The organism is Pseudomonas sp. A6 (assembly GCF_052367875.1).
Classification (GTDB): Bacteria; Pseudomonadota; Gammaproteobacteria; order Pseudomonadales; family Pseudomonadaceae; genus Pseudomonas; species Pseudomonas citronellolis.
This window is the reverse complement of record NZ_CP198970.1, coordinates 6,579,658-6,602,129: the sequence shown is the minus strand read 5'-3', so window position 1 is coordinate 6,602,129 and position 22,472 is coordinate 6,579,658. Positions and strand designations below refer to the sequence as shown.

Below are 22,472 nucleotides of genomic sequence, written 5' to 3'. Positions count from 1 at the left end.
AGCCCGCCTTGTTCTTTGAGCGCCCGGGTGGTGGGGAACGGGCCATTCTGGTCCATCTGGAAGGTCAGGACCCCGAGGCGCGCGAAGACCCGCAGGAATTCCAGGAGCTGGCCCGTTCGGCGGGCGCGGAGTCGGTGGCATTCGTCAACGTTTCGCGCCATCAGCCGTCGGCCAAGTTCCTGATCGGCAGTGGCAAGGTCGATGAGCTGCGCGACCTGGTGCAAGTCCAGGACGTCGAGCTGATCATCTTCAACCACACCCTGACGCCCAGCCAGGAACGCAACCTCGAGCGCGTCCTCGAATGCCGGGTGCTCGACCGTACCGGTCTGATTCTCGACATCTTCGCCCAGCGCGCCCGCACCCATGAGGGCAAGCTGCAGGTGGAGCTGGCGCAGCTCGAACACATGAGCACGCGCCTGGTGCGCGGCTGGACCCACCTGGAAAGGCAGAAGGGCGGTATCGGCCTGCGTGGCCCAGGTGAAACCCAGCTGGAAACCGACCGCCGCCTGCTGCGCGCACGCATCCGCCAGATCAAGCAGCGCCTGGAGAAGGTCCGCAGCCAGCGTGAGCAGGCCCGTCGTGGCCGGCGCCGGGCGGAAATCCCCTCGGTTTCCCTGGTCGGCTACACCAACGCCGGCAAGTCCACGCTGTTCAACGCCTTGACCACTTCCGAGGTCTACGCGGCCAACCAGCTGTTCGCCACCCTCGATCCGACCCTGCGCCGGCTCGAGCTGGAGGACGTCGGCCCGGTCGTGCTGGCCGATACCGTGGGTTTCATCCGCCACCTGCCGCACAAGCTGGTCGAGGCCTTCCGCGCTACGCTGGAAGAGTCGAGCAACGCCGACCTGCTGCTGCACGTGATCGATGCCCACGAGCCGGAGCGCGACGCGCAGGTGGAACAGGTGCACGCGGTGCTGACCGAGATCGGCGCCAACGAGCTGCCGATGCTCGAGGTGTACAACAAGATCGACCTGCTGCCGGACATGGACGCGCGAATCCAGCGCGACGAGACCGGCAAACCGGTGCGGGTCTGGCTCTCCGCCCGTGACGGGCGCGGGCTGGAACTGTTGGAAAAGGCGGTGGCCGAGCTGCTGGGCGACGACCTGTTCGTCGGCACGCTCTGCCTGCCGCAGCGCCTGGGGCGCCTGCGCGCACAGTTCTTCGAGCTGGGCGCGGTGCAATCCGAGGACCACGACGAGCAGGGACGCGCCGTTTTGCAGGTTCGCCTGCCGCGTGTCGAGTTGAACCGCCTGATCAGCCGCGAGGGATGGCAGCCGGCGGAGTTCATTGCGCAACACACTTTGCAATAAAGCCTGGAACGGTGCTTTTGGCACCGGGCGGGGCATTCGGTAGCATGGGTGGTCGCGCCGCAGGCGCGTTTCGCGTTATTAGATGGAGAGCGCTATGGCTTGGAACGAGCCGGGTGACAACTCGAACAAGAACGATCAGGACCCCTGGGGCGGGCGCCGTGGTGGCGGCCGACAGGGCCCTCCGGATCTCGATGAGGCCTTCCGCAAGCTGCAGGACAGCCTCAATCGCATCTTCGGCGGCAAGAAACCGCGCGGCGGCAGCCCCGTCGGCGGCAAGGGCGGTGGCCTGGGCCTGTTCGGCATCGGCCTGGCCGTGCTCGCCGTGCTCTGGCTGTACAACGCCATCTATGTGGTGGACGAGCAGGAGCAGGCGGTCATCCTGCGCATGGGCAAGTACTACGACACCGTAGGCCCGGGCCTGAACTTCTACTTCCCGCCGATCGACAAGAAGTTCCAGGAGAACGTCACCCGCGAGCGTGCCTACAGCAAGCAGGGGCAGATGCTCACCGAGGACGAGAACATCGTCGAGGTCCCGCTGACCGTGCAGTACAAGGTCAGCAACCTGAAGGACTTCGTGCTCAACGTCGACCAGCCCGAGGTCAGCCTGCAGCACGCCACCGAGAGCGCCCTGCGCCACGTGGCCGGCTCCACCACCATGGACCAGATCCTCACCGAGGGCCGCGAACAGATGGCCACCGAGGTGCGCGATCGCCTGCAGCGTTTCCTGGACACCTACAAGACCGGTATCACCGTGACCCAGGTGAACATCCAGAGCGCCGCCGCCCCGCGCGAGGTGCAGGAAGCCTTCGACGACGTGATCCGCGCCCGCGAAGACGAGCAGCGCGAGAAGAACCAGGCCGAAGCCTACGCTAACGGCGTGGTGCCCGAAGCCCGTGGCCAGGCTCAGCGCATCATCGAGGAAGCCAACGGCTACCGCGACGAGGTGGTGGCCCGCGCCGAGGGTGAGGCCGACCGCTTCAGCAAGCTGGCCGGCGAATACCGCAAGGCGCCGGAAGTCACCCGCGAGCGCCTGTACCTGGATGCCATGCAGGACGTGCTGTCGCAGAGCAGCAAGGTGCTGGTCACCGGTCAGCAGGGGCAGAACAACCTGATCTACCTGCCGCTGGACAAGATGATCGACGGCCGTGGCTCGGCGACCCCGGGCAGTGGCGCGGCGGGTACGACGAGCAGCACGCCGGACATCGGCTCGCGGGTCGCCAGCGACCTGCAGCAACGTGACCTGCGCACCAGGGAGAGCCGCTGATGAGTAACAAATCCCTGATCGCCCTGATCGCCGCCGTGGTGGCTGCCGTGGCGCTGTGGAGCAGCATCTACGTGGTGCAGCAGACCGAGCGCGCGGTGCTGCTGCGTTTCGGCCGCGTGGTCGAGTCGGACGTGCAGCCCGGCCTGCACTTCAAGATTCCGTACGTCAACCAGGTGCGCAAGTTCGACGGCCGCCTGCTGACCCTGGATTCGCCGACCCAGCGCTTCCTCACCCTGGAGAAGAAGGCGGTGATGGTCGACGCCTACGCCAAGTGGCGTGTGGCCGACGCCGAGCGCTTCTATACCGCGACCTCGGGCCTCAAGCAGATCGCCGACGAGCGCCTGTCGCGGCGCCTGGAAGCCGGCCTGCGCGACCAGTTCGGCAAGCGCACCCTGCACGAGGTGGTGTCCGGCGAGCGTGACGCCCTGATGGGCGACATCACCGCGTCGCTCAACCGCATGGCGCAGAAGGAGCTGGGCATCGAGGTCATCGACGTGCGCGTCAAGGCCATCGACCTGCCGAAGGAAGTCAACCGCAGCGTGTTCGAGCGGATGAGCACCGAGCGCGAGCGCGAGGCCCGCGAGCACCGCGCCAAGGGCCGCGAACTGGCCGAGGGTATCCGCGCCGATGCCGACCGCCAGCGCCGCGTGCTGCTGGCCGAGGCCTATCGGCAGTCTGAGGAAACCCGCGGTGAGGGCGACGCCAAGGCGGCTGCCATCTATGCCAAGGCCTACAACCAGGAGCCGGAGTTCTACGCCTTCACCCGTAGCCTCAAGGCCTACCGCGACAGCTTCGCCGACAAGAAGGACGTCCTGGTGCTGAGCCCGGACAACGAGTTCTTCCGTTACCTGGAGAAGTCCAAGCCCTGAGTGGGTTCTCCGGCGGGCGGCAGCGCCCGCCGGAGAAAACGTGTTATCATGGGCCAGCCGGGAAATCCCGGCTTTTTTGCGTCCGCGAGATTTGTGTACAAGGGTCATGTGGCAGGAATTCGGCAAAGCATTCTGTCTATTGCTGGTGCTGGAGGGCATCCTCCCTTTCCTGTATCCGCGTGGCTGGCGTGAGGCCGTCAGCGGGCTCGGTCGCCTCGACGACCGGCGCCTGCGGCTCATCGGGCTGGGCAGCATGCTGCTCGGCACCGGCCTTCTTTACTGGATTCACTAGATGAATTGCCGCCCGGCTGAAAGGGGAGAGGCGACATGGCAACGGTAGACCGCTGGCTGCTGCCAGATGGGATCGAAGAAGTGCTGCCACCTGAGGCGGCGCGTGTGGAAGCAGCCCGCCGTCAGGTGCTGGACCTGTTCCAGCGCTGGGGTTACGAGTTCGTCGTCACCCCGCATATCGAATACCTGGAGTCCCTGCTGACCGGTGCCGGCCAGGACCTGGATCTGCGCACCTTCAAGGTCACCGACCCGGCCTCGGGCCGGCTCATGGGCTTCCGCGCGGACATCACGCCGCAAGTGGCGCGCATGGACGCCCACAGCCTGCGCCGCGAGGGCCCGAACCGCCTGTGCTACGCCGGCAGCGTGCTGCATGCTCGCCCGCGCGCCCTGGCCACCTCGCGCAGCCCGATCCAGCTGGGCGCCGAACTCTATGGCGACGCCAGCCCGGCGAGCGACGTCGAAGTCATCAGCCTGATGCTCGACATGCTGGCCATGGCCGAGGTGCCGGACGTGCACATGGACCTCGGCCACGTCGGTATCTATCGTGGCTTGGCCCGCGCCGCTGACCTGTCCGGCGAAGCCGAGCAGGCTCTGTTCGACGCCCTGCAGCGCAAGGCGGTGGATGAAGTCGCCGCGCTCACCGAAGGCCTGCCGGCCCAGCTCGCCGGCATGCTCCGCGCCCTGGCCGAGCTGTGCGGCAGCCGCGAAGTGCTGGAGCAGGCCGCCGAAGTGCTGGCCGATGCGCCGGCGGTGGTCAAGGCCGCCCTGGCCGACCTGGTCGTCATCGCCGACTCCCTGGCGCAACGCTTCCCGCAGCTGCCGTTGTATTTCGACCTCGGCGAGCTGCGCGGCTACCACTATCACACGGGGGTGGTGTTCGCCGCCTTCGTGCCCGGCGTCGGCGAGTCCATCGCCCAGGGTGGTCGCTACGACCACATCGGCGCCGACTTCGGCCGTGCGCGGCCGGCCACCGGCTTCTCCACCGACCTGAAAACCCTGGTGACCCTGGGCCAGGTGCGGCTGGACGCGCCGGTGCAAGGCATCTGGGCGCCGGCCGAAGGGGCCGGGCTCTGGCAGGCGGTGCAGCAGCTGCGCCGCGACGGGCGGCGCGTGGTTCAGGCGCTGCCCGGGCAGGATGCGGCTTCGGCGCGCGAGGCGGGTTGCGATGCGCAACTGCAGCTGCGCGAAGGCAATTGGCAGGTGGTGCCCTTCTGACCCGTGATCGACGGGCACCGCGAGTTTCCGCCGGCCGAGGCCGGCACCGAATATCCACGATGGGGACAAGTGTTATGGGTAAGAATGTCGTAGTCCTGGGCACCCAGTGGGGTGATGAGGGCAAAGGCAAGATCGTCGACTTGCTCACCGACCAGGCTGCTGCCGTGGTTCGTTACCAGGGCGGCCACAACGCTGGCCACACCCTGGTGATCGACGGCGAGAAGACCGTGCTGCACCTGATTCCGTCGGGCATCCTGCGCGAAGGCGTGCAGTGCCTGATCGGCAACGGCGTGGTGCTGGCGCCCGACGCGCTGCTGCGCGAGATCGCCAAGCTGGAGGAGAAGGGCGTACCGGTGCGCGAGCGTCTGCGCATCAGCCCGTCCTGCCCGCTGATCCTGTCCTTCCACGTCGCCCTCGACCAGGCGCGCGAGCGCGCCCGTGGCGACGCCAAGATCGGCACCACCGGCCGCGGCATCGGCCCGGCCTACGAAGACAAGGTCGCCCGCCGCGGCCTGCGCGTGGCCGACCTGTTCCACCGCGAGCGCTTCGCCGCCAAGCTGGGCGAGCTGCTGGACTACCACAACTTCGTCCTGCAGAACTACTACAAGGAGCCGGCGGTCGACTTCCAGAAGACCCTGGACGAGTGCATGGACTACGCCGAGCAACTGAAGCCGCTGCTGGCCGACGTCACCGGCACCCTGCACGACCTGCGCCGCGCCGAAGAGAACATCATGTTCGAAGGCGCCCAGGGCTCGCTGCTGGACATCGACCACGGCACCTACCCGTTCGTCACCAGCTCCAACACCACCGCTGGCGGCACCGCCACCGGTTCGGGCTTCGGTCCGCTGTACCTGGACTACATCCTGGGCATCACCAAGGCCTACACCACCCGCGTGGGCTCGGGCCCGTTCCCGACCGAGCTGTTCGACGACGTCGGCGCGCACCTGGCCAAGGTCGGCCACGAGTTCGGCGCCACCACCGGCCGTGCCCGTCGCTGCGGCTGGTTCGACGCCGTGATCCTGCGTCGCGCTATCGAGATCAACAGCCTGTCCGGCCTGTGCCTGACCAAGCTGGATGTCCTCGACGGCCTGCAGACCGTGCGCATCTGCACCGGCTACAAGAACGCCGCCGGCGAACTGCTGACCGACGCGCCGACCGACGCCGACAGCTACATCGGCCTGCAGCCGGTGTACGAGGACCTGCCGGGCTGGAGCGAATCCACCGTCGGCGCGAAGACCCTGGAAGCCCTGCCGGCCAACGCCCGCGCCTACATCAAGCGCATCGAGGAGCTGGTCGGTGCGCCCATCGACATCATCTCCACCGGCCCGGACCGCAACGAGACCATTGTCCTGCGCCACCCGTTCGGCTGATCCGTCGCGGCGCTAGCCGCTGCGAAGGGTGTGAAAAGCCGCTTCTCCTGATGGGGAAGCGGCTTTTTCGTTTGGGTGCTCTTCGTAGGAGCGAGCTTGCTTGCGAACGGGCGTCTGCCGATTGCTTCGGTGCGAAGCTGAATTCCTTTCCCTCTCCCCAGCCCTCTCCCTTCAGGGAGAGGGTTAGGGAGAGGGTGCTCTTGGAGGCATCTCCGGCCAATGGCCACTCCAACGGCACGCCCCTTGCTGGCAAATGGCATCGGCGCATCCCGCGCCAGTATTCCGTTACCCGAGGAGGCACTCCGTGTCCGCCGTCCTTTCGCTGTTGCGCAGCCGCCTGCTGCGCCCCGTGTTCATCGCCCTGGGCCTGGCACTGCTGGTGCAGTTGCTGATCGCCCTGTGGCTCACCCGCAGTACCGTGGATCAACTGGTGGCCGACCTGGGCGAACGCCTGGGTGGCCAGTCGCAGCGCCTGGCCGGCGAGCTGGAGCGCGCCGGTGGCGAACTCAGTTCCGGGCTCACCGAGCTGTCCGCGCGAACCCGCGAACGCCTCGGCGCCGCCTTGTCGGCGCGCCTGGAGGAGGAACGCGGCGAAACCCGTCAAAGCCTCGAACAGAGCCTGCGGCAGTCCGCCGACCAGCTTGCCCAACTGCTTGCCGCGGTGGCGCCCAAGGCCATGTGGGACAACGACGTACCGACGCTCTCCGAGTACGCCCGGCGCGCCCAGGCCAACCCCAACGTGCTCTTCGTGGTCTACGACGATGCCCAGGGGCAGCACCTGACGCGTTACCTCAACCGCGAGGACTCGCGCATCCAGGCGCTGCTCGCCAAGGGCCAGGGCGAGCGCGCCCTGGACAAGGTGCTGGAAGCGGCCGCCCACGACGATTCTGTGATCCTTTCCAGCGTGCCCATCAGCCCCAACGGCGTGGTGATCGGTACCGTGCGCCTGGGCATTTCCACCGCCGAGGTGGAAAAGCAGGTGGAAGCCCTGGACAAGCGCTTCTCTGCCCTGATCGCCAGTGGCGACCAACTGGTGGCCGACAGCCTGGCCGGCGCCGCCGCCGACAGCAACAAGGCGCTGACCGCCCGTCTGCAGGCGGCGCAGCAGGCGGCCGCCGAGATGAGTCAGGGTGCACAAGGCGCGGTGGAAGCTTCCGCCGGTAGCCTGCGTTGGCACATCGGTCTGGGGTTGGTGCTGGTCGGCCTGGGCGTACTGCTGGTGCTGGCTTTGGTGCTCGGGCGGCGAGTGGTGAATCGCCTGCGCCTGTTGATCGATGCGCTCAACGACCTGGCGGCCGGGGAGGGCGACCTGACCCGCCGCGTGCGCCTGGATAGCAATGATGAAGTGGGCGAGATGGCGACCGCGGTGAACCGCTTCGTCGACAAGCTGCAGCCCATCGTCCGCGAGGCGGGGCAGGTGGCGCAGCGCACCGGCAGCGAGATCGCCGCCCTGGCCTCGCGCAGCGCCAGCGCTGAGGCGGCCGCCGATCGCCAGCGCAACGAAGTGGCGGGCAGCTTGGAGGCGCTCGCCGGCATGGCCGCCGAAGCCCAGCTGGAAAGCCAGGCCATGCAGGAGGCGCTGGAGCGCGTGGCGTCCATCCGCAAGGCGGCTGACGACAACGCGGCCATCGCCCGGCGCGTCGGCGGCCTCATCGAAACCCTGGAATCCCGCGTGCAGAGCGGCGCCGGGGTGATCGAGAAGCTGGCGCAGCAGAGCGAGCAGATCGAAGTGGTGCTCTCGGTGATCCACGGCATTGCCGAGCAGACCAACCTGCTGGCGCTCAATGCCGCCATCGAGGCGGCCCGTGCCGGCGAGAGCGGCCGCGGTTTCGCCGTGGTGGCCGACGAGGTGCGGGCGCTGGCGAGCAAGACGCAGCAATCCACCGGCGACATCCAGACGCATATCGATGCCTTGCAGCGTGGCGCGCGCGAGGCGGTGGAAGCCATCGGTCAGGCCCGTGAACAGGCGGTGCAGGGGCTGGCCGCGCTGCATGATAGCGAGCGCCTGCAGCGTGAAGTGCAGCGGGCCGTGGAGGAAGTGCATGGCGCCATCGAATCGGCGGCCCATGCCGCCGAGCAGCAGGCGGCCGGTGCGGTCGCGGTGCGCGGGCGCGTCGAGGTGATCCACGCCGAGGCGGGGCGCGCCGCGGAAGCCGTCGCCGCCACCGCCAGCAGCGGGCGCGTGCTGGACGGCCTGGCGGCGCAGCTGCGCGCCAGCCTGGGGCAGTTCAAGGCATGAGGGGAGGGGCCGGGCGACGCGCCCGGCCCGCACCTGCGAACGGCAGAAACGAAAAAGCCGAGCAGTGCTCGGCTTTTTCGCTTGAAGATGGTGCCCAGGAGAAGACTCGAACTTCCACGGTGTTGCCACCGCTAGGACCTGAACCTAGTGCGTCTACCAATTCCGCCACCTGGGCATGCTTTTCAGCATGGGGTGCGATGATCGCTCATCGTCTTGCGGTATTGCAACCTTTCGGTCGCTTCGGCGTCTCAATGTCCGGTTATCAGGGTTCCGAACCGCCGCGATACAGCCAGGGGCTCTATCGTGAAATAAGTGGTGCCCAGGAGAAGACTCGAACTTCCACGGTGTTGCCACCGCTAGGACCTGAACCTAGTGCGTCTACCAATTCCGCCACCTGGGCACTGGATGCGATGATTGCTCATCGTTTCCGTGTTACAACGTCTCAGCGACGCTGTGGGCGCGAACTATACGGAGCCCACTTTGGCTTGTAAACCCCTGATGCGATAAAAAATTTATTCGTGACCAAAGCTGACCGACGGGCGGATTTCGCGCTTCAATAAGCACATGGCACTTACATCTATAGACGACAAGGTGATCTCACCCTGATGGCCGATTGGCAAACCCTCGATCCCGAGGCCGCCCGCGAAGCGGAAAAATACGAAAACCCCATCCCCAGCCGCGAACTCATCCTGGCGCACCTCGCCGAACGCGGCGCGCCCGCGACCCGCGCGCAACTGCTGGAAGAATTCAAGCTCGCCGACGAGGAGTCGGAGGAGGCCCTGCGCCGTCGCCTGCGCGCCATGGAGCGTGACGGCCAGCTTATCTATACCCGTCGCGGCGCCTACGCCCCGGTGGACAAGCTGGACCTGATCCGCGGCCGCATCGCCGGTCACCGCGACGGCTTCGGCTTCCTGATCCCCGACGACGGCAGCGACGACCTGTTCCTCAGCCCGACGCAGATGCGCCTGGTGTTCGACGGCGACCGCGCCCTGGCGCGCGTCTCCGGCTTCGACCGCCGCGGCCGCCGCGAAGGCGCCATCGTCGAAGTCATCGAGCGCGCCCACGAGACACTGGTCGGCCGCTACTTCGAGGAGAGCGGCATCGGCACCGTGGTCGCCGACAACCCGAAGATCCAGCAGGAAGTGCTGATCCCGCCGGGCAAGCACGGCGCGGCCAAGCACAACCAGTTCGTCCAGGTGCGCATCGACCAGTGGCCCAGCGTGCACCGCCAGGCCCAGGGCGAAGTGGTGGAAGTGCTCGGCGACTACATGGCGCCGGGCATGGAGATCGAAGTCGCCCTGCGCAGCTACGATATTCCCCACGTCTGGCCCCAGGGCGTGGAGAAGGAAGCGGCCAAGCTCAAGCCCGAGGTGGCGGACAAGGACAAGGAGAAGCGCGTCGACCTGCGCACCCTGCCGTTCGTGACCATCGACGGCGAGGACGCCCGCGACTTCGACGACGCCGTCTACGCCGAGAAGCGCAAGGGCGGCGGCTGGAAGCTGTACGTCGCCATCGCCGACGTCTCCCACTATGTAAAGGTGGGCTCGGCGCTGGACGAGGAGGCGGCCAAGCGCGGCAACTCGGTGTACTTCCCCGAGCGCGTCATCCCCATGCTGCCGGAAATCCTCTCCAACGGCCTGTGCTCGCTGAACCCGCTGGTCGACCGCCTGGCCATGGTCTGCGAGATGAACCTGTCCAAGGCCGGCAAGATGACCGGCTACCAGTTCTACGAGGCGGTCATCCACTCCCACGCGCGGCTCACCTACACCAAGGTCAGCCAGTACCTGGAGACCCCGGACAGCCCCGAGGCCGCGCGCCTGGCCGAGCAACTGCCGAACGTGGTGCCGCACCTGCGCACCCTCTATGACCTCTATAAGGTGCTGGTCGCCGCCCGCCACGTGCGCGGCGCCATCGACTTCGAGACCCAGGAGACGCGCATCGTCTTCGGCGCCGACCGCAAGATCTCGGAGATCCGCCCGACCCAGCGCAACGACGCGCACAAGCTGATCGAGGAGTGCATGCTGGCGGCCAACGTGGCCACCGCCAAGTTCCTCGAGAAGCTGGAAATCCCCGCGCTGTACCGCGTCCACGACGGCCCGCCGCAGGAGAAGCTGAACAACCTGCGGCAGTTCCTCGGCGAACTGGGCCTGACCCTCTACCGCGGCAAGGGCGAGCCGACTCCCGGCGACTACCAGGCGCTGCTCGAATCCATCCAGGGCCGCCCGGACTTCCAGCTGATCCAGACGGTGATGCTGCGCTCGTTGAGCCAGGCGGTGTACAGCCCGGACAACAACGGCCACTTCGGCCTCAACTACGAGGCCTACACCCACTTCACCTCGCCGATACGCCGCTATCCGGACCTGCTGGTGCACCGCGCCATCCGCAGCGTGGTCCGCTCCAAGCGCGAGACCGACCTGGTGCAGCGCGCCGGCGCCGCCAGCATGCCCAAGGCGCGCATCTACCCGTACGACGAGCCGCGCCTTGAACAGCTCGGCGAGCAGTGCTCGATGACCGAGCGGCGCGCCGACGAGGCCACCCGTGACGTCACCAACTGGCTGAAGTGCGAATACATGCGCGACCGCGTCGGCGAGACCTTCGACGGCGTGATCACCGCGGTCACCGGCTTCGGCATCTTCGTCGAGCTGACCGACATCTATGTCGAGGGCCTGGTGCACGTCACCGCGCTGCCCGGCGACTACTACCACTTCGACGCCGTGCACCACCGCCTGGCCGGCGAGCGCACCGGGCGCAGCTTCCGCCTCGGCGACACCACCCAGGTGGTTGTGGCGAGGGTTGACCTGGACGAGCGCAAGATCGACTTCGAACTGGCCGAAAACGCGCTCAGCGCGCCCATCGGCCGCAAGAAGCGCGGCGACAAGGCCGAGGCGGCCAAGCCCGGCAAGCCTGCCAAGGCCGCCAAGCCGGCCAGGGCCAAGGGCCAGCCGCGCGAGCTGCAGCCGGAAGTGCCGGAGCCGCCGCTGCCCGTGGCGCCGCCGCGCAAGCGCAAGGTCGGCGTGGTCCAGGCGTTGCCCTCGGTGGCGCCGGAGATGCTCGCCAAGGCCGAGGAAATGCTCGGCAACACCGATGTGAACAGAAGCCGCGCGCTGAAGCAGGCGCTGCTCGACGAAGCCAAGGTGGGCGGCAAGCGCCCTGCGGCCAAGGCCCAGGGCAAGCCGGCGAAGAACACCAAGGCCGCTGCGGAGAAACCGCGCAAGCCGTCGAAACAGAAGGCCAAGACCGCCAAGCCGAGCAAGCACCGCAAGGGGCCGTCCAAGCCCAAGGCGGAGGGCGCCCCGGCAGGCAAGCCTAAGGCCAAGCCATGAGCCAGTGGGAAAGGGTCTACGGCGTGCACGCCGTAGAGGCGCTGCTGCGTCATCACCCCAAGCGCGTCAAGCAGCTGTGGCTGGCCGAGGGGCGGCACGACCCGCGGGTCCAGGCGCTGGTGGAACTGGCCGGGCAGACGCGGGTGCCGGTGGGCACCCGTGACCGCAAGGAGCTCGACGAGTGGGCCGAGGGCGTGCACCAGGGCGTGGTCGCCGAGGTCAGCCCTAGCCAGGTGTGGGGCGAGAACATGCTCGAGGAGCTGCTCGAGCGCACTCCGGGGCCGGCCTTGCTGCTGGCCCTGGACGGCGTCACCGACCCGCACAACCTCGGCGCCTGCCTGCGCACCGCCGATGCTGCCGGCGCGCTGGCGGTGATAGTGCCGAAGGACAAGTCGGCGACCCTCAACGCCACCGTGCGCAAGGTCGCCTGCGGCGCCGCCGAAGTGATCCCGCTGGTGGCCGTGACCAACCTCGCGCGCACCCTGGAAAAGCTCCAGCAGCGCGGCCTGTGGGTGGTCGGCACGGCCGGCGAGGCGACCCAGACCCTCTACGAACTGGACCTCACCGGCCCCACCGTGCTGGTCATGGGCGCCGAAGGCAAGGGCATGCGCCGCCTGACCCGCGAGCACTGCGACTACCTGGCCAAGCTGCCCATGGGCGGCAGCGTCAGCAGCCTGAACGTGTCGGTGGCCACCGGTGTGTGCCTGTTCGAGATCGTCCGGCAGCGCCAGGCGAAAAAGGCCTAAGAGCGGCTGCAAGCTGCAAGCTGCAGGCAAGAGCGAAGAGCCAGTCCCGTCCTCCCTGTAGGAGCGAGCTTGCTCGCGAACCAACCTCGGCACCGTGCCCGCCCGGTTCGCGAGCAAGCTCGCTCCTACGAAGAGCCCCGCACATGCTCTTCGCCTGTAGCCTGTAGCTGCTCAAATATTCATCAATTGCCTTGCGCCGCCTTCCCCCCTTCTCTAGAATGTCGCCCCTTGCCGTCCGGGCAGGCGCTTACGCGTCCACCTGTCGGCAAGTCAAAAAGACATTCACTCCTTGCCTGACCGCATCGTCGGCAGGCTGCAACCCGTAAGGAGCATTTATGCGTCATTACGAAATCGTGTTCCTGGTTCACCCGGACCAGAGCGAGCAAGTCGGTGGCATGGTCGAGCGTTACACCAAGGTCATCGAAGAAGACGGTGGCAAGGTTCACCGCCTGGAAGACTGGGGCCGTCGTCAGCTGGCTTACGCCATCAACAACGTGCACAAGGCTCACTACGTTCTGCTGAACGTCGAGTGCAGCGCCAAGGCCCTGGCCGAGCTGGAAGACAACTTCCGCTACAACGACGCCGTCATCCGTAACCTGGTGATCCGTCGCGACGAAGCCGTTACCGGCCAGTCCGAAATGCTGAAGGCCGAAGAGAGCCGCAACGAGCGCCGTGAGCGCCGTGAGCGTCCCGACGCCAACGAAAACGAGTCCGCTGACGGCGAAGACAGCCGCGACAGCGCCGACGAGTAATCCCGGACCAGTATTGAGGAGCCGATAACATGGCACGTTTCTTCCGTCGTCGTAAGTTCTGCCGTTTCACCGCTGAAGGCGTCAAGGAGATCGATTACAAAGATCTCAACACCCTGAAGGCCTACGTTTCCGAAACCGGCAAGATCGTTCCGAGCCGCATCACCGGCACCAAGGCCAAGTACCAGCGTCAGCTGTCGACCGCCATCAAGCGCGCTCGCTACCTGGCCCTGCTTCCCTACACCGACAGCCACGGCCGTTGATCGGGCAGTCGACGTAGCCTTGATGGATAGATCGCATGCGCGCATTGGCTGAATTCGTCATGCGAGGCCGCATGCAGGCGACCCTGGTGGTCGTCGCAGCCGCGGTACTGCAGCCGTTCTTCTGGCTCGGTGCCGCCGCCGGCAGCCTGGTGCTGCTGCGCCGAGGAACCGGCGATGCCATTGGCATCCTGGCCTGGGCGCTGCTCCCGGCCCTGGCCTGGTGGTACCTGGGCGACCCCACGGTCACCCTGGTGATGCTGGGTTCGGCGGTCCTGGCGCAGGTGTTGCGCTCCAGCATGTCCTGGAATCGGGTCATGCTGGCCAGCGTGGTGTTGGGCGTGTTCTACGTGCTGCTGTTGAGCACGGTATCCGCCGGGCTGGTTCAAGGTCTGGCGGAGGCGTTTGGCAAGGTGCTGCCGCAGGTGCTGTCGGAAGCGAAGCTTTCGGCGGACCAGCAGGCCGAGCTGCAAGCGGGGCTGGTGCCGGCCGTTACCGGCCTGCTGGCCGCCTCGCTGCAGGTCATCAGCCTGCTGTGCCTGATGCTGGCGCGCTACTGGCAAGCGGCGTTGTACAACCCGCAAGGGTTCGGCCGCGAGTTCCGCGCGCTGCGCCTGGCGCCGGCGGTGGCCATCGCGCTGCTGCTGGGCGTGCTGGTGGTGCCGCTGCTGGGCCCGCAGTTCGCCGTGGTGGCGCCGTTGTGCGCCGTGCCGCTGCTGTTCGCCGGGCTCGCGCTCGGTCACGGGCTGGTCGCGCTGAAACGCCTGCCGGGGTTCTGGCTGGTGCTGTTGTACGGCCTGGCGCTGATGCTGGGGAATGTGATCTGTCTGGTTGCTGTCGTCGATAGTCTGTTTGATTTTCGTGGTCGCCTGGTACGTCGCCAGGGCTCCACGAACGGTGAAGGTTAAAAGTTAAGAGGTAAGACTCAAATGGAAGTCATCCTGCTGGAAAAGATCGCCAAACTGGGCAACCTGGGCGACAAACTGAACGTCAAGGGCGGCTACGCCCGTAACTACCTGCTGCCGCAGGGCAAGGCCACCGCCGCTACCCCGGCCAACGTCGCTGCTTTCGAAGAGCGCCGCGCCGAGCTGGAAAAGGCCGCTGCCGCCAAGAAGGCCGACGCTGAAGCCCGCGCCGCCCAACTGGCCGAGCTGATCGTCACCATCGGCGCCCACGCCGGCGACGAAGGCAAGCTGTTCGGCTCGATCGGCACCCGCGATATCGCCGAAGCGGTCTCCGCTGCCGGCTACCCGCTGGAAAAGGCCGAAGTGCGCCTGCCCAACGGTGCCCTGCGCACCGTCGGCGAATACGACATCGAAGTGCAACTGCACACCGACGTCGAAGCGACCCTGCACGTGGTCGTCGTCGCCGAGTAAGCGATCCGTCGCTGCGACGCCGTGGACACCTTGCGTGGACGCGGCAGTTCGCTAACATCGGGCACGGTACCGCCTAGCGGTCCGTGCCCTTTGTTTTTCTGCATCCATCCGAGTTTCCTGCGCCGAGCCCCATGAACGACATCACCGTCCCCGAGCAATACGACCTGCAAACGGCCACCCTCAAGGTGCCGCCGCATTCGATCGAAGCCGAACAGGCGGTGCTGGGTGGCCTGATGCTCGATAACAACGCCTGGGAGCGGGTGTCGGACGCGGTGTCCGATGGCGACTTCTACCGCCATGACCACCGCCTGATCTTCCGCGCGGTGTACAAGCTCGCCGAAGGCAACCAGCCGATCGACGTGGTGACCCTCTCCGAGCTGCTGGAGCGCGAAGGCCAGCTGTCGCAGGTCGGCGGCCTGGCCTACCTGGCCGAGCTGGCGAAGAACACCCCCTCGGTGGCGAACATCAAGGCCTACGCGCAGATCATCCGCGAGCGCGCCACCCTGCGCCAACTGATCGGCATCAGCAGCGACATCGCCGACAGCGCCTTCAACCCCGAGGGCCGCAGCGCCAACGAGGTGCTCGACGAAGCCGAGCGGCGCATCTTCGAGATCGCCGAGGCGCGGCCGAAGACCGGCGGCCCGGTGGGCATCGGCGACATCCTGGTGAAGACGATCGACCGGATCGACCACCTGTTCAACACCAACGACGCCTTCACCGGCATCTCCACCGGCTTCACCGATCTCGACGAGAAGACCAGCGGCCTGCAGCCGGCCGACCTGGTCATCGTCGCCGGCCGTCCGTCCATGGGCAAGACCACCTTCGCCATGAACCTGGTGGAGAACGCCGTGCTGCGCACCGACAAGGTGGTGCTGGTGTACTCCCTGGAGATGCCTTCGGACTCGATCGTGATGCGTATGCTTTCGTCCCTGGGCCGCATCGACCAGACCAAGGTGCGTTCGGGGAAGCTGGAGGACGACGACTGGCCGCGCCTGACCTCGGCGGTCAACCTGCTCAACGAGCGCAAGCTGTTCATCGACGACACCGCCGGCATCTCGCCCTCGGAAATGCGCGCGCGCACCCGGCGCCTGGCCCGCGAGCACGGCGAGATCGCCCTGATCATGGTGGACTACCTGCAGCTGATGCAGATCCCCGGTTCCTCCGGCGACAACCGCACCAACGAGATTTCCGAGATCTCCCGCTCGCTCAAGGCCCTGGCCAAGGAATTCAACTGCCCGGTGGTGGCGCTGTCGCAGCTCAACCGCTCCCTGGAACAGCGCCCGAACAAGCGCCCGGTGAACTCCGACCTTCGCGAATCCGGAGCGATCGAGCAGGACGCCGACGTGATCATGTTCGTCTACCGCGACGAGGTGTATCACCCGGAAACCGAGTTCAAGGGCGTGGCCGAAATCATCATCGGCAAGCAGCGTAACGGCCCCATCGGCACCGTGCGCCTGGCCTTCCTCGGCCGCTTCACGCGCTTCGAGAACCTTGCCCCGGGCATGTACAACTTCGAAGACGAATAAAGACGAGCAAGGCTGGAGGCTGTACGTAAGAGCTTGATGCGGAGTGGCCGGGGGTTATGCTGTTTGCCTTCAGCCTTCAGCCTTCAGCCTTCAGCCTTCAGCCTTCAGCCTTCAGCCTTCAGCCTGGACCCCCATGCGCCCCCTTATCGCCCATATCGACCTCTCCGCCATCCAGCACAACTACGCCCTGGCCAAGCGCTGCGCGCCGGGCCGCGAGGCGTTCGCCGTGGTCAAGGCCAACGCCTACGGGCATGGCGTGCGCGAGGTGGTGACCGCGCTGCGTGACGAGGCCGACGGCTTCGCCGTGGCCTGCCTGGAGGAGGCCGCCGAGGTCCGCGCGCTGCACGGCACCGCGCGCATCCTGCTGCTGGAAGGCTGCTTCGAGCCGAGCGAATTCCTGGTGGCGTCGCAATTGCGCCTGGACATCGCCGTGCAGGGCCCGGAGCAACTGGCGACGCTGCTGGCCAGCAACCTGCCGCATCCGCTCAACGTCTGGCTCAAGCTGGATTCGGGCATGCATCGCCTGGGCTTCTCCGCCGAGGCCTTGCGCGCGGTCTTCCCGAGCCTGCGCGGCGCCCCGCAGGTCGCCGAGCTGAACCTGATGAGCCACTTCGCCTGCGCCGACGAGCGCGGCCACACGCTCACCGAAGACCAACTGGAATGCTTCCTCGGCCTGCTCGACCTGGACTTCGACCAGCGCTCGCTGGCCAACTCCGCCGCCGTGCTGAGCATCCCGGCGGCGCACATGGACTGGATCCGTCCCGGCATCATGCTCTACGGCGCCTCGCCCTTCGCCGACCTGGGCGCGGCCGAGATGGGCCTGCGCCCGGCCATGAGCCTGCATGCGCAGGTGATGTCCGTCCGCGAGGTGTCTGTAGGCGAGAGCGTCGGCTACGGCGCCACCTGGGTGGCCGAACGGCCGTCGCGCATCGGCACCGTGAGTTGTGGCTACGCCGACGGCTACCCACGCCACGCGCCCAGCGGCACTCCAGTGTTGGTCGCCGGCCAGCGCGCGCCGCTGGCCGGCCGGGTCTCCATGGACATGCTGGCGGTGGACCTCACCGACCTGCCCGAAGCCACCGTTGGCGCCCCGGTGGAACTCTGGGGCACGCAGCTGGCGGTGGACGAAGTGGCCGCCCACGCCGGCACCATCGGCTACGAGCTGCTGACCAAGGTCACCGCGCGGGTGCCGCGCAAGTACAGCGCCTAGACCAGCCGGTCCGAAGTCTTCAGCGTTTCCAGCCAGAAGTCACCGTTGCCGTCCTCCCCGGCCAGCGCATAGCTGGCCCGGCCGCTGCCCTTGACCTGGTACAGCGCCTGGTCGGCGGCCTTGTACAGCTTGGCGAACTGCAGCGCGTGGCGCGGGTAGATGGCTACGCCGATGCTCGGGGTGATGCTCAGTTCCAGGCGGTCGAACTGCACCGGCCGCGACAGTTCGCTGAGCAGGCGCACGGCGATTTCCCGGGCGTGGCTTTCGGCGTCGGGGCCGGACACCAGCGCGGCGAACTCGTCGCCGCCCAGGCGCGCCACGCAGTCGCTGGAACGCACGCACTGGCGCAGGCGGTGGCCGACGTGCTGGAGCATGAAGTCGCCAGCGTCGTGGCCGTGGGTGTCGTTGATCGGCTTGAAGTGGTCGAGGTCGATCAGCATCAGCGCCAGGCTCTCGCCGTTCTGCTGGGCCTGCTGCAGCGCCTGCTCGGCGTGCTCTACCAGGTAGCGGCGGTTGGGCAGCCCGGTGAGCGGGTCGTTGTGCGCGGCATGGCGCAGCTGGGCCTCGCGTTCGAGCAGCAGGCGGTTGCTCTGCGTCAGCTCGGCGGTGCGCGCCGCCACGGCCTGCGCCAGGTCGTTCTGCGCGCTCTGCAGCAGGGTCATGCGCGCGCTCTTCTCGCGGTTGGCCTGCTCCAGGGCCTGGGCCTTCTCGCGCTTGAGTTCCTGGATGCGCGAGGTCAGGGCGAAGGAGAACAGGATGGACTCCATGGCCACCGACACCGGGAACAGGTAGGCGGTGGTCGGCGACGGCTGCACCACGCCCAGGGCGCGCATCACCGAAATGCTCACGCTGGACAGCACCAGGCCGAAGCCCACCAGGTACAGGCGCGCCGGCAGCGAGCCCTGCAGCGAGCGGGTGATGGCCGCGCCGAGCGCCGCCGGGATGCCGACGAAGGTGGTGGTGGCCAGCACCCAGCCGGCCTCGGAGCGGCCGACGAAGACGTTGAGCAGCACCGAGGCGACGTACAGCAGGCAGTTCAGCGTCAGCATGTGGTGCGCCCAGGGCACGTTGCGGCGGGTCTGCAGCAACGTCTGGGTGAAGCGGGTGACGCACAGGCCCCACAGCGAGGGCAGGGTGATGCGGTTCAGCCACCAGGGCACCGCGTCGCCCGGCCAGAGCAGCTCGAAGGCGTGGCCAGTCATGCCCATGCTGAACAGCAGGGCGAAGCCGGTGGTGAGCACGTACCAGAAGTAGGCGCGGTCGCGCAGGCTGAACAGGATGAACAGGTTGTACAGCAGCAGCGCGGCGATCAGCCCGTAGACGCCGCCGAGGAACAGGTTGGTCTCGGCGCGGTGGTCCTGCAGGTCGTCCTGCGACCAGATGCGCAGCGGGAAGGAGTTGCCGGCCGGGTCCAGGCTGCGCAGGTACAGGCGCAGCGGGCCTTCGCCGGCGGGCAGGTGGAACACCGGGCGGCGGTAGCTGCGGTCGCGGCCCTCGGCGAAGGGCACCGCCTCGCCCGAACGCAGCTCGCGGTAGCCGCCCTGGCCGTCGGGCAGGTACAGGCGCAGGTCGAGCAGGTTCACCGCGTCCACCTCCAGCCACCAGCCGCCGGGTGGGGTGGCCTGGCGTTCCAGGTCCAGGCGCAGCCACCAGGGGTTGGGGCTCTGGCCGACGCTGGTGCGGCCCTTGGCGGGCACGAAGGCGGCGTCCTGCTCGCGTGCCTGTTGCAGGTCCAGGCGTGCGCCCGGGTCTTCCAGCAGCATCAGGCCGTCGTTCAGCCAGCGCCCGCTGGCCCGTTCGTCGAGCACCAGGGGCTGGGCCGCGGCGCTGGCGCAACCGAGCAGGAGGAACAACAGACACCACAGATGACGCACGGTTGACACTCCCTGTTCCCGGCCGCTGTGGCCAAGCCTGTTGAGACGGTGGAGCGAGTATAGCCAGTTGCCACTGCGGCGGCGCCGCCAATCGTCCCCGTCCGGCGGTCGCCCCGCGCCGGGAAAAACCCCAGCGTCCCGGTCGGAATTGTTCACTTTTTGTGCTATATTCCGCGCCCGCGATTTCGCGACCCTATTCCTAGAGATGCCCCCGGTGCCCGTGATGCAAGCCGCCAAGCCGCTGTTCGACTATCCCAAGTTCTGGGCCGAGTGTTTCGGCCCGGCGCCGTTCCTGCCGATGAGCCGGGAAGAGATGGATCAACTGGGCTGGGATTCCTGCGACATCATCATCGTCACCGGCGATGCCTACGTCGACCATCCGTCCTTCGGCATGGCCATCATCGGCCGCCTGCTGGAAGCCCAGGGCTTCCGCGTGGGCATCATCGCCCAGCCCGACTGGCAGTCGAAAGACGACTTCATGAAGCTGGGCAAGCCGAACCTGTTCTTCGGCGTGGCCGCCGGCAACATGGACTCGATGATCAACCGCTACACCGCCGACCGGAAGATCCGCTCCGACGATGCCTACACCCCCGGCGGCAACGCCGGCAAGCGCCCGGACCGCGCCAGCATGGTCTACAGCCAACGCTGCCGCGAGGCGTACAAGGGCGTGCCGATCGTGCTCGGCGGCATCGAGGCCTCGCTGCGTCGCATCGCCCACTACGACTACTGGCAGGACAAGGTCCGCCACTCGATCCTGATGGACGCCAAGGCCGACATCCTGCTGTTCGGCAACGCCGAGCGCGCCGTGGTGGAAGTGGCCCAGCGCCTGTCCGCCGGCGAGCCGATCGAGTCGATCACCGACGTGCGCGGCACCGCCTTCGTCCGTCGCGACACCCCCGAGGGCTGGTTCGAGCTGGACTCCACGCGCATCGACCGCCCGGGCAGGATCGACAAGATCATCAACCCCTACGTCAACACCCAGGACACCGCCGCCTGCGCCATCGAGCAGGACAAGGGCCCGCAGGAAGACCCCAACGAAGCCAAGGTGGTGCAGCTGCTGCCCAACCCGAAGCTGACCCGCGAGCGCACCGTCATCCGCCTGCCGTCCTTCGAGAAGGTGAAGAACGACCCGGTGCTCTACGCCCACGCCAACCGCGTGTTGCACCTGGAGACCAACCCCGGCAACGCCCGGGCCATGGTCCAGCGCCACGGCGAGACCGACGTGTGGTTCAACCCGCCGCCCATCCCGCTGAGCACCGAGGAGATGGACTACGTCTTCGGCCTGCAGTACGCCCGCGTGCCGCACCCGGTCTATGGCGGCGAGAAGATCCCGGCCTACGAGATGATCCGCTTCTCGGTGAACATCATGCGTGGCTGCTTCGGCGGCTGCACCTTCTGCTCGATCACCGAGCACGAAGGGCGGATCATCCAGAACCGCTCGGAAGACTCGATCATCCGCGAGATCGAGGAAATCCGCGACAAGGTGCCGGGCTTCACCGGGGTGATCTCCGACCTCGGCGGGCCGACCGCCAACATGTACCGCATCGCTTGCAAGGACCCGGAGATCGAGAAGCACTGCCGCAAGCCGTCGTGCGTGTTCCCCGGTATCTGCGAGAACCTCAACACCGACCACTCCTCGCTGATCCAGCTGTACCGCCGCGCCCGCGACCTGCCGGGGGTGAAGAAGATCCTCATCGCCTCGGGCCTGCGCTACGACCTGGCGGTGGAGTCGCCGGAGTACGTCCGCGAGCTGGTGACGCACCACGTCGGCGGCTACCTGAAGATCGCCCCGGAGCACACCGAGCAGGGCCCGCTGTCGAAGATGATGAAGCCGGGCATCGGCAGCTACGACCGCTTCAAGCAGATGTTCGAGAAGTTCACCAAGGAGGCGGGCAAGGAACAGTACCTGATCCCGTACTTCATCGCCGCGCACCCGGGCACCACCGACGAGGACATGATGAACCTCGCCCTGTGGCTCAAGCGCAACGGTTTCCGCGCCGACCAGGTGCAGGCCTTCTACCCCTCGCCGATGGCCACCGCCACGGCCATGTACCACTCGGGCAAGAACCCGCTGCGCAAGGTCACCTACAAGAGCGACGCGGTGACCATCGTCAAGGGCGAGCGCCATCGCCGCCTGCACAAGGCCTTCCTGCGCTGGCACGACCCGAACAACTGGCCGATGCTGCGCGAGGCGCTCAAGGACATGGGCCGCGCCGACCTGATCGGCAACGGCAAGCACCAGTTGATCCCCACCCACCAGCCCGACGCCGACGGCAGCTACCAGAGCGCCCGGCGCAAGAACTCCACCCCAGTGGGCAGCAAGAAGGCCGGCAAGCCGCTGCTGACCCAGCACACCGGCCTGCCGCCGCGCGCCAGCGACGGCTCGCGCCCGTGGAACAAGGGCGAGGAGGGCAAGGCCGCGGCCTACGCCAAGGGCAAGAAGCGCACCACCAAGCGCCAGCCGAACCTACCGCGCTGAGCTGTATGACCGATGACGGGGCCGTGAGGCCCCGTTTTCGTTTCCGGGCCTGCTTTCGTAGGAGCGAGCTTGCTCGCGAACAGAGTTTCCCGGTAACGAAGGTATTTCGAGTTGACTCCGCTCCCTCTCCCCAGCCCTCGGCTGCGCGCCCCGCCCTGAAGGGAGAGGGGGCTTGTCCGTGCCGAGAGAGGGAATGGTTTCAGCCGGTAGCTTTCGGCGTTGCCGGCTGACTCCAGGGGCCCCGTTTCTGCCCAATGGTCCCCTCTCCCTTCAGGGAGAGGGTTAGGGAGAGGGGCTCTTCGGAACCCACACCATTCGCGAGCAAGCTCGCTCCTACAGGGAGGCGACTGTGTCCGGGCTATCCATGGAAA

Annotated in this window: 17 protein-coding genes and 2 tRNA genes; 16 read left to right on the top strand and 3 right to left on the bottom strand. The window is 67.3% G+C overall.

Annotated features, from left to right (window positions below; all coding sequences use genetic code 11):
- Positions 1 to 8: 8 nt before the first annotated feature.
- The 7 genes from hflX (at position 9) to ACTWJ5_RS29055 (ending at position 8,558) form a co-directional block, all read left to right on the top strand.
- A complete protein-coding gene (hflX, locus tag ACTWJ5_RS29085) occupies positions 9 to 1,310 on the top strand; it encodes a ribosome rescue GTPase HflX (RefSeq protein ID WP_074983357.1) in 1,302 nt (433 codons plus the stop codon).
- 94 nt (positions 1,311 to 1,404) lie between these two features.
- Positions 1,405 to 2,574 (top strand): FtsH protease activity modulator HflK, encoded by a 1,170-nt coding sequence (hflK, locus tag ACTWJ5_RS29080; RefSeq protein ID WP_074983354.1) that lies wholly within the window; start codon positions 1,405 to 1,407, stop codon positions 2,572 to 2,574.
- Positions 2,574 to 3,443 (top strand): protease modulator HflC, encoded by an 870-nt coding sequence (gene hflC, locus ACTWJ5_RS29075; RefSeq protein ID WP_074983351.1) that lies wholly within the window; start codon positions 2,574 to 2,576, stop codon positions 3,441 to 3,443. The genes hflK and hflC overlap by 1 nt, the downstream gene beginning before the upstream one ends.
- 106 nt (positions 3,444 to 3,549) lie before the next feature.
- Entirely contained in the window at positions 3,550 to 3,735 is a 186-nt protein-coding gene (locus tag ACTWJ5_RS29070; RefSeq protein ID WP_009613466.1) for a DUF2065 domain-containing protein, read from the top strand.
- A gap of 35 nt (positions 3,736 to 3,770) precedes the next feature.
- Positions 3,771 to 4,949, top strand: coding sequence for an ATP phosphoribosyltransferase regulatory subunit (locus ACTWJ5_RS29065; protein WP_261747495.1), 1,179 nt, complete (start codon positions 3,771 to 3,773; stop codon positions 4,947 to 4,949).
- Between the two features lie 74 nt (positions 4,950 to 5,023).
- Complete coding sequence (locus ACTWJ5_RS29060) at positions 5,024 to 6,319, top strand: adenylosuccinate synthase (protein ID WP_074983342.1); 1,296 nt, start codon at positions 5,024 to 5,026, stop codon at positions 6,317 to 6,319.
- 304 nt (positions 6,320 to 6,623) lie between these two features.
- Positions 6,624 to 8,558, top strand: a complete 1,935-nt coding sequence (locus ACTWJ5_RS29055; RefSeq protein ID WP_444437034.1) for a methyl-accepting chemotaxis protein — start codon at positions 6,624 to 6,626, stop codon at positions 8,556 to 8,558.
- Between the two features lie 88 nt (positions 8,559 to 8,646).
- Here ACTWJ5_RS29055 and ACTWJ5_RS29050 read toward each other — a convergent pair.
- Positions 8,647 to 8,733: transfer RNA gene (locus ACTWJ5_RS29050), tRNA-Leu, on the bottom strand.
- A 138-nt stretch (positions 8,734 to 8,871) separates the two neighbouring features.
- Positions 8,872 to 8,958: transfer RNA gene (locus ACTWJ5_RS29045), tRNA-Leu, on the bottom strand.
- 205 nt (positions 8,959 to 9,163) lie between these two features.
- Between ACTWJ5_RS29045 and rnr the strand changes: the two genes are divergently transcribed.
- From rnr to alr, 8 genes are all read left to right on the top strand, one after another.
- Positions 9,164 to 11,881, top strand: a complete 2,718-nt coding sequence (gene rnr / locus ACTWJ5_RS29040; protein ID WP_074983337.1) for a ribonuclease R — start codon at positions 9,164 to 9,166, stop codon at positions 11,879 to 11,881.
- Complete coding sequence (rlmB, locus tag ACTWJ5_RS29035) at positions 11,878 to 12,627, top strand: 23S rRNA (guanosine(2251)-2'-O)-methyltransferase RlmB (RefSeq protein ID WP_074983335.1); 750 nt, start codon at positions 11,878 to 11,880, stop codon at positions 12,625 to 12,627. Before rnr ends, rlmB begins: the two co-directional genes overlap by 4 nt.
- Before the next feature lie 335 nt (positions 12,628 to 12,962).
- Positions 12,963 to 13,379 carry a 30S ribosomal protein S6 gene (gene rpsF, locus ACTWJ5_RS29030; protein WP_074983333.1) on the top strand — a complete coding sequence of 139 codons (417 nt, stop codon included), beginning with the start codon at positions 12,963 to 12,965 and terminating at the stop codon, positions 13,377 to 13,379.
- Between the two features lie 29 nt (positions 13,380 to 13,408).
- Positions 13,409 to 13,639, top strand: coding sequence for a 30S ribosomal protein S18 (gene rpsR / locus ACTWJ5_RS29025; RefSeq protein ID WP_009613459.1), 231 nt, complete (start codon positions 13,409 to 13,411; stop codon positions 13,637 to 13,639).
- A gap of 35 nt (positions 13,640 to 13,674) precedes the next feature.
- The gene (locus tag ACTWJ5_RS29020; protein ID WP_058072195.1) at positions 13,675 to 14,544 is read left to right on the top strand and encodes a hypothetical protein; all 870 of its coding nucleotides are present in this window, start codon (positions 13,675 to 13,677) and stop codon (positions 14,542 to 14,544) included.
- A 21-nt stretch (positions 14,545 to 14,565) separates the two neighbouring features.
- On the top strand, positions 14,566 to 15,012 hold the full coding sequence (rplI, locus tag ACTWJ5_RS29015) for a 50S ribosomal protein L9 (protein WP_009613455.1): 447 nt from the start codon (positions 14,566 to 14,568) through the stop codon (positions 15,010 to 15,012).
- 131 nt (positions 15,013 to 15,143) lie between these two features.
- The gene (gene dnaB, locus ACTWJ5_RS29010) at positions 15,144 to 16,538 is read left to right on the top strand and encodes a replicative DNA helicase (protein ID WP_074983332.1); all 1,395 of its coding nucleotides are present in this window, start codon (positions 15,144 to 15,146) and stop codon (positions 16,536 to 16,538) included.
- Positions 16,539 to 16,671: 133 nt separating this feature from the next.
- Positions 16,672 to 17,748 (top strand): alanine racemase, encoded by a 1,077-nt coding sequence (alr, locus tag ACTWJ5_RS29005; protein WP_253409446.1) that lies wholly within the window; start codon positions 16,672 to 16,674, stop codon positions 17,746 to 17,748.
- Here the strand turns inward: alr and ACTWJ5_RS29000 are convergent.
- Complete coding sequence (locus tag ACTWJ5_RS29000) at positions 17,745 to 19,622, bottom strand: diguanylate cyclase domain-containing protein (RefSeq protein ID WP_253409444.1); 1,878 nt, start codon at positions 19,620 to 19,622, stop codon at positions 17,745 to 17,747. The genes alr and ACTWJ5_RS29000 overlap by 4 nt on opposite strands.
- A 223-nt stretch (positions 19,623 to 19,845) precedes the next feature.
- Here ACTWJ5_RS29000 and ACTWJ5_RS28995 point away from each other — a divergent pair, with 223 nt between their 5' ends.
- A complete protein-coding gene (locus tag ACTWJ5_RS28995) occupies positions 19,846 to 22,101 on the top strand; it encodes a YgiQ family radical SAM protein (protein WP_444437032.1) in 2,256 nt (751 codons plus the stop codon).
- Positions 22,102 to 22,472 lie beyond the last annotated feature (371 nt).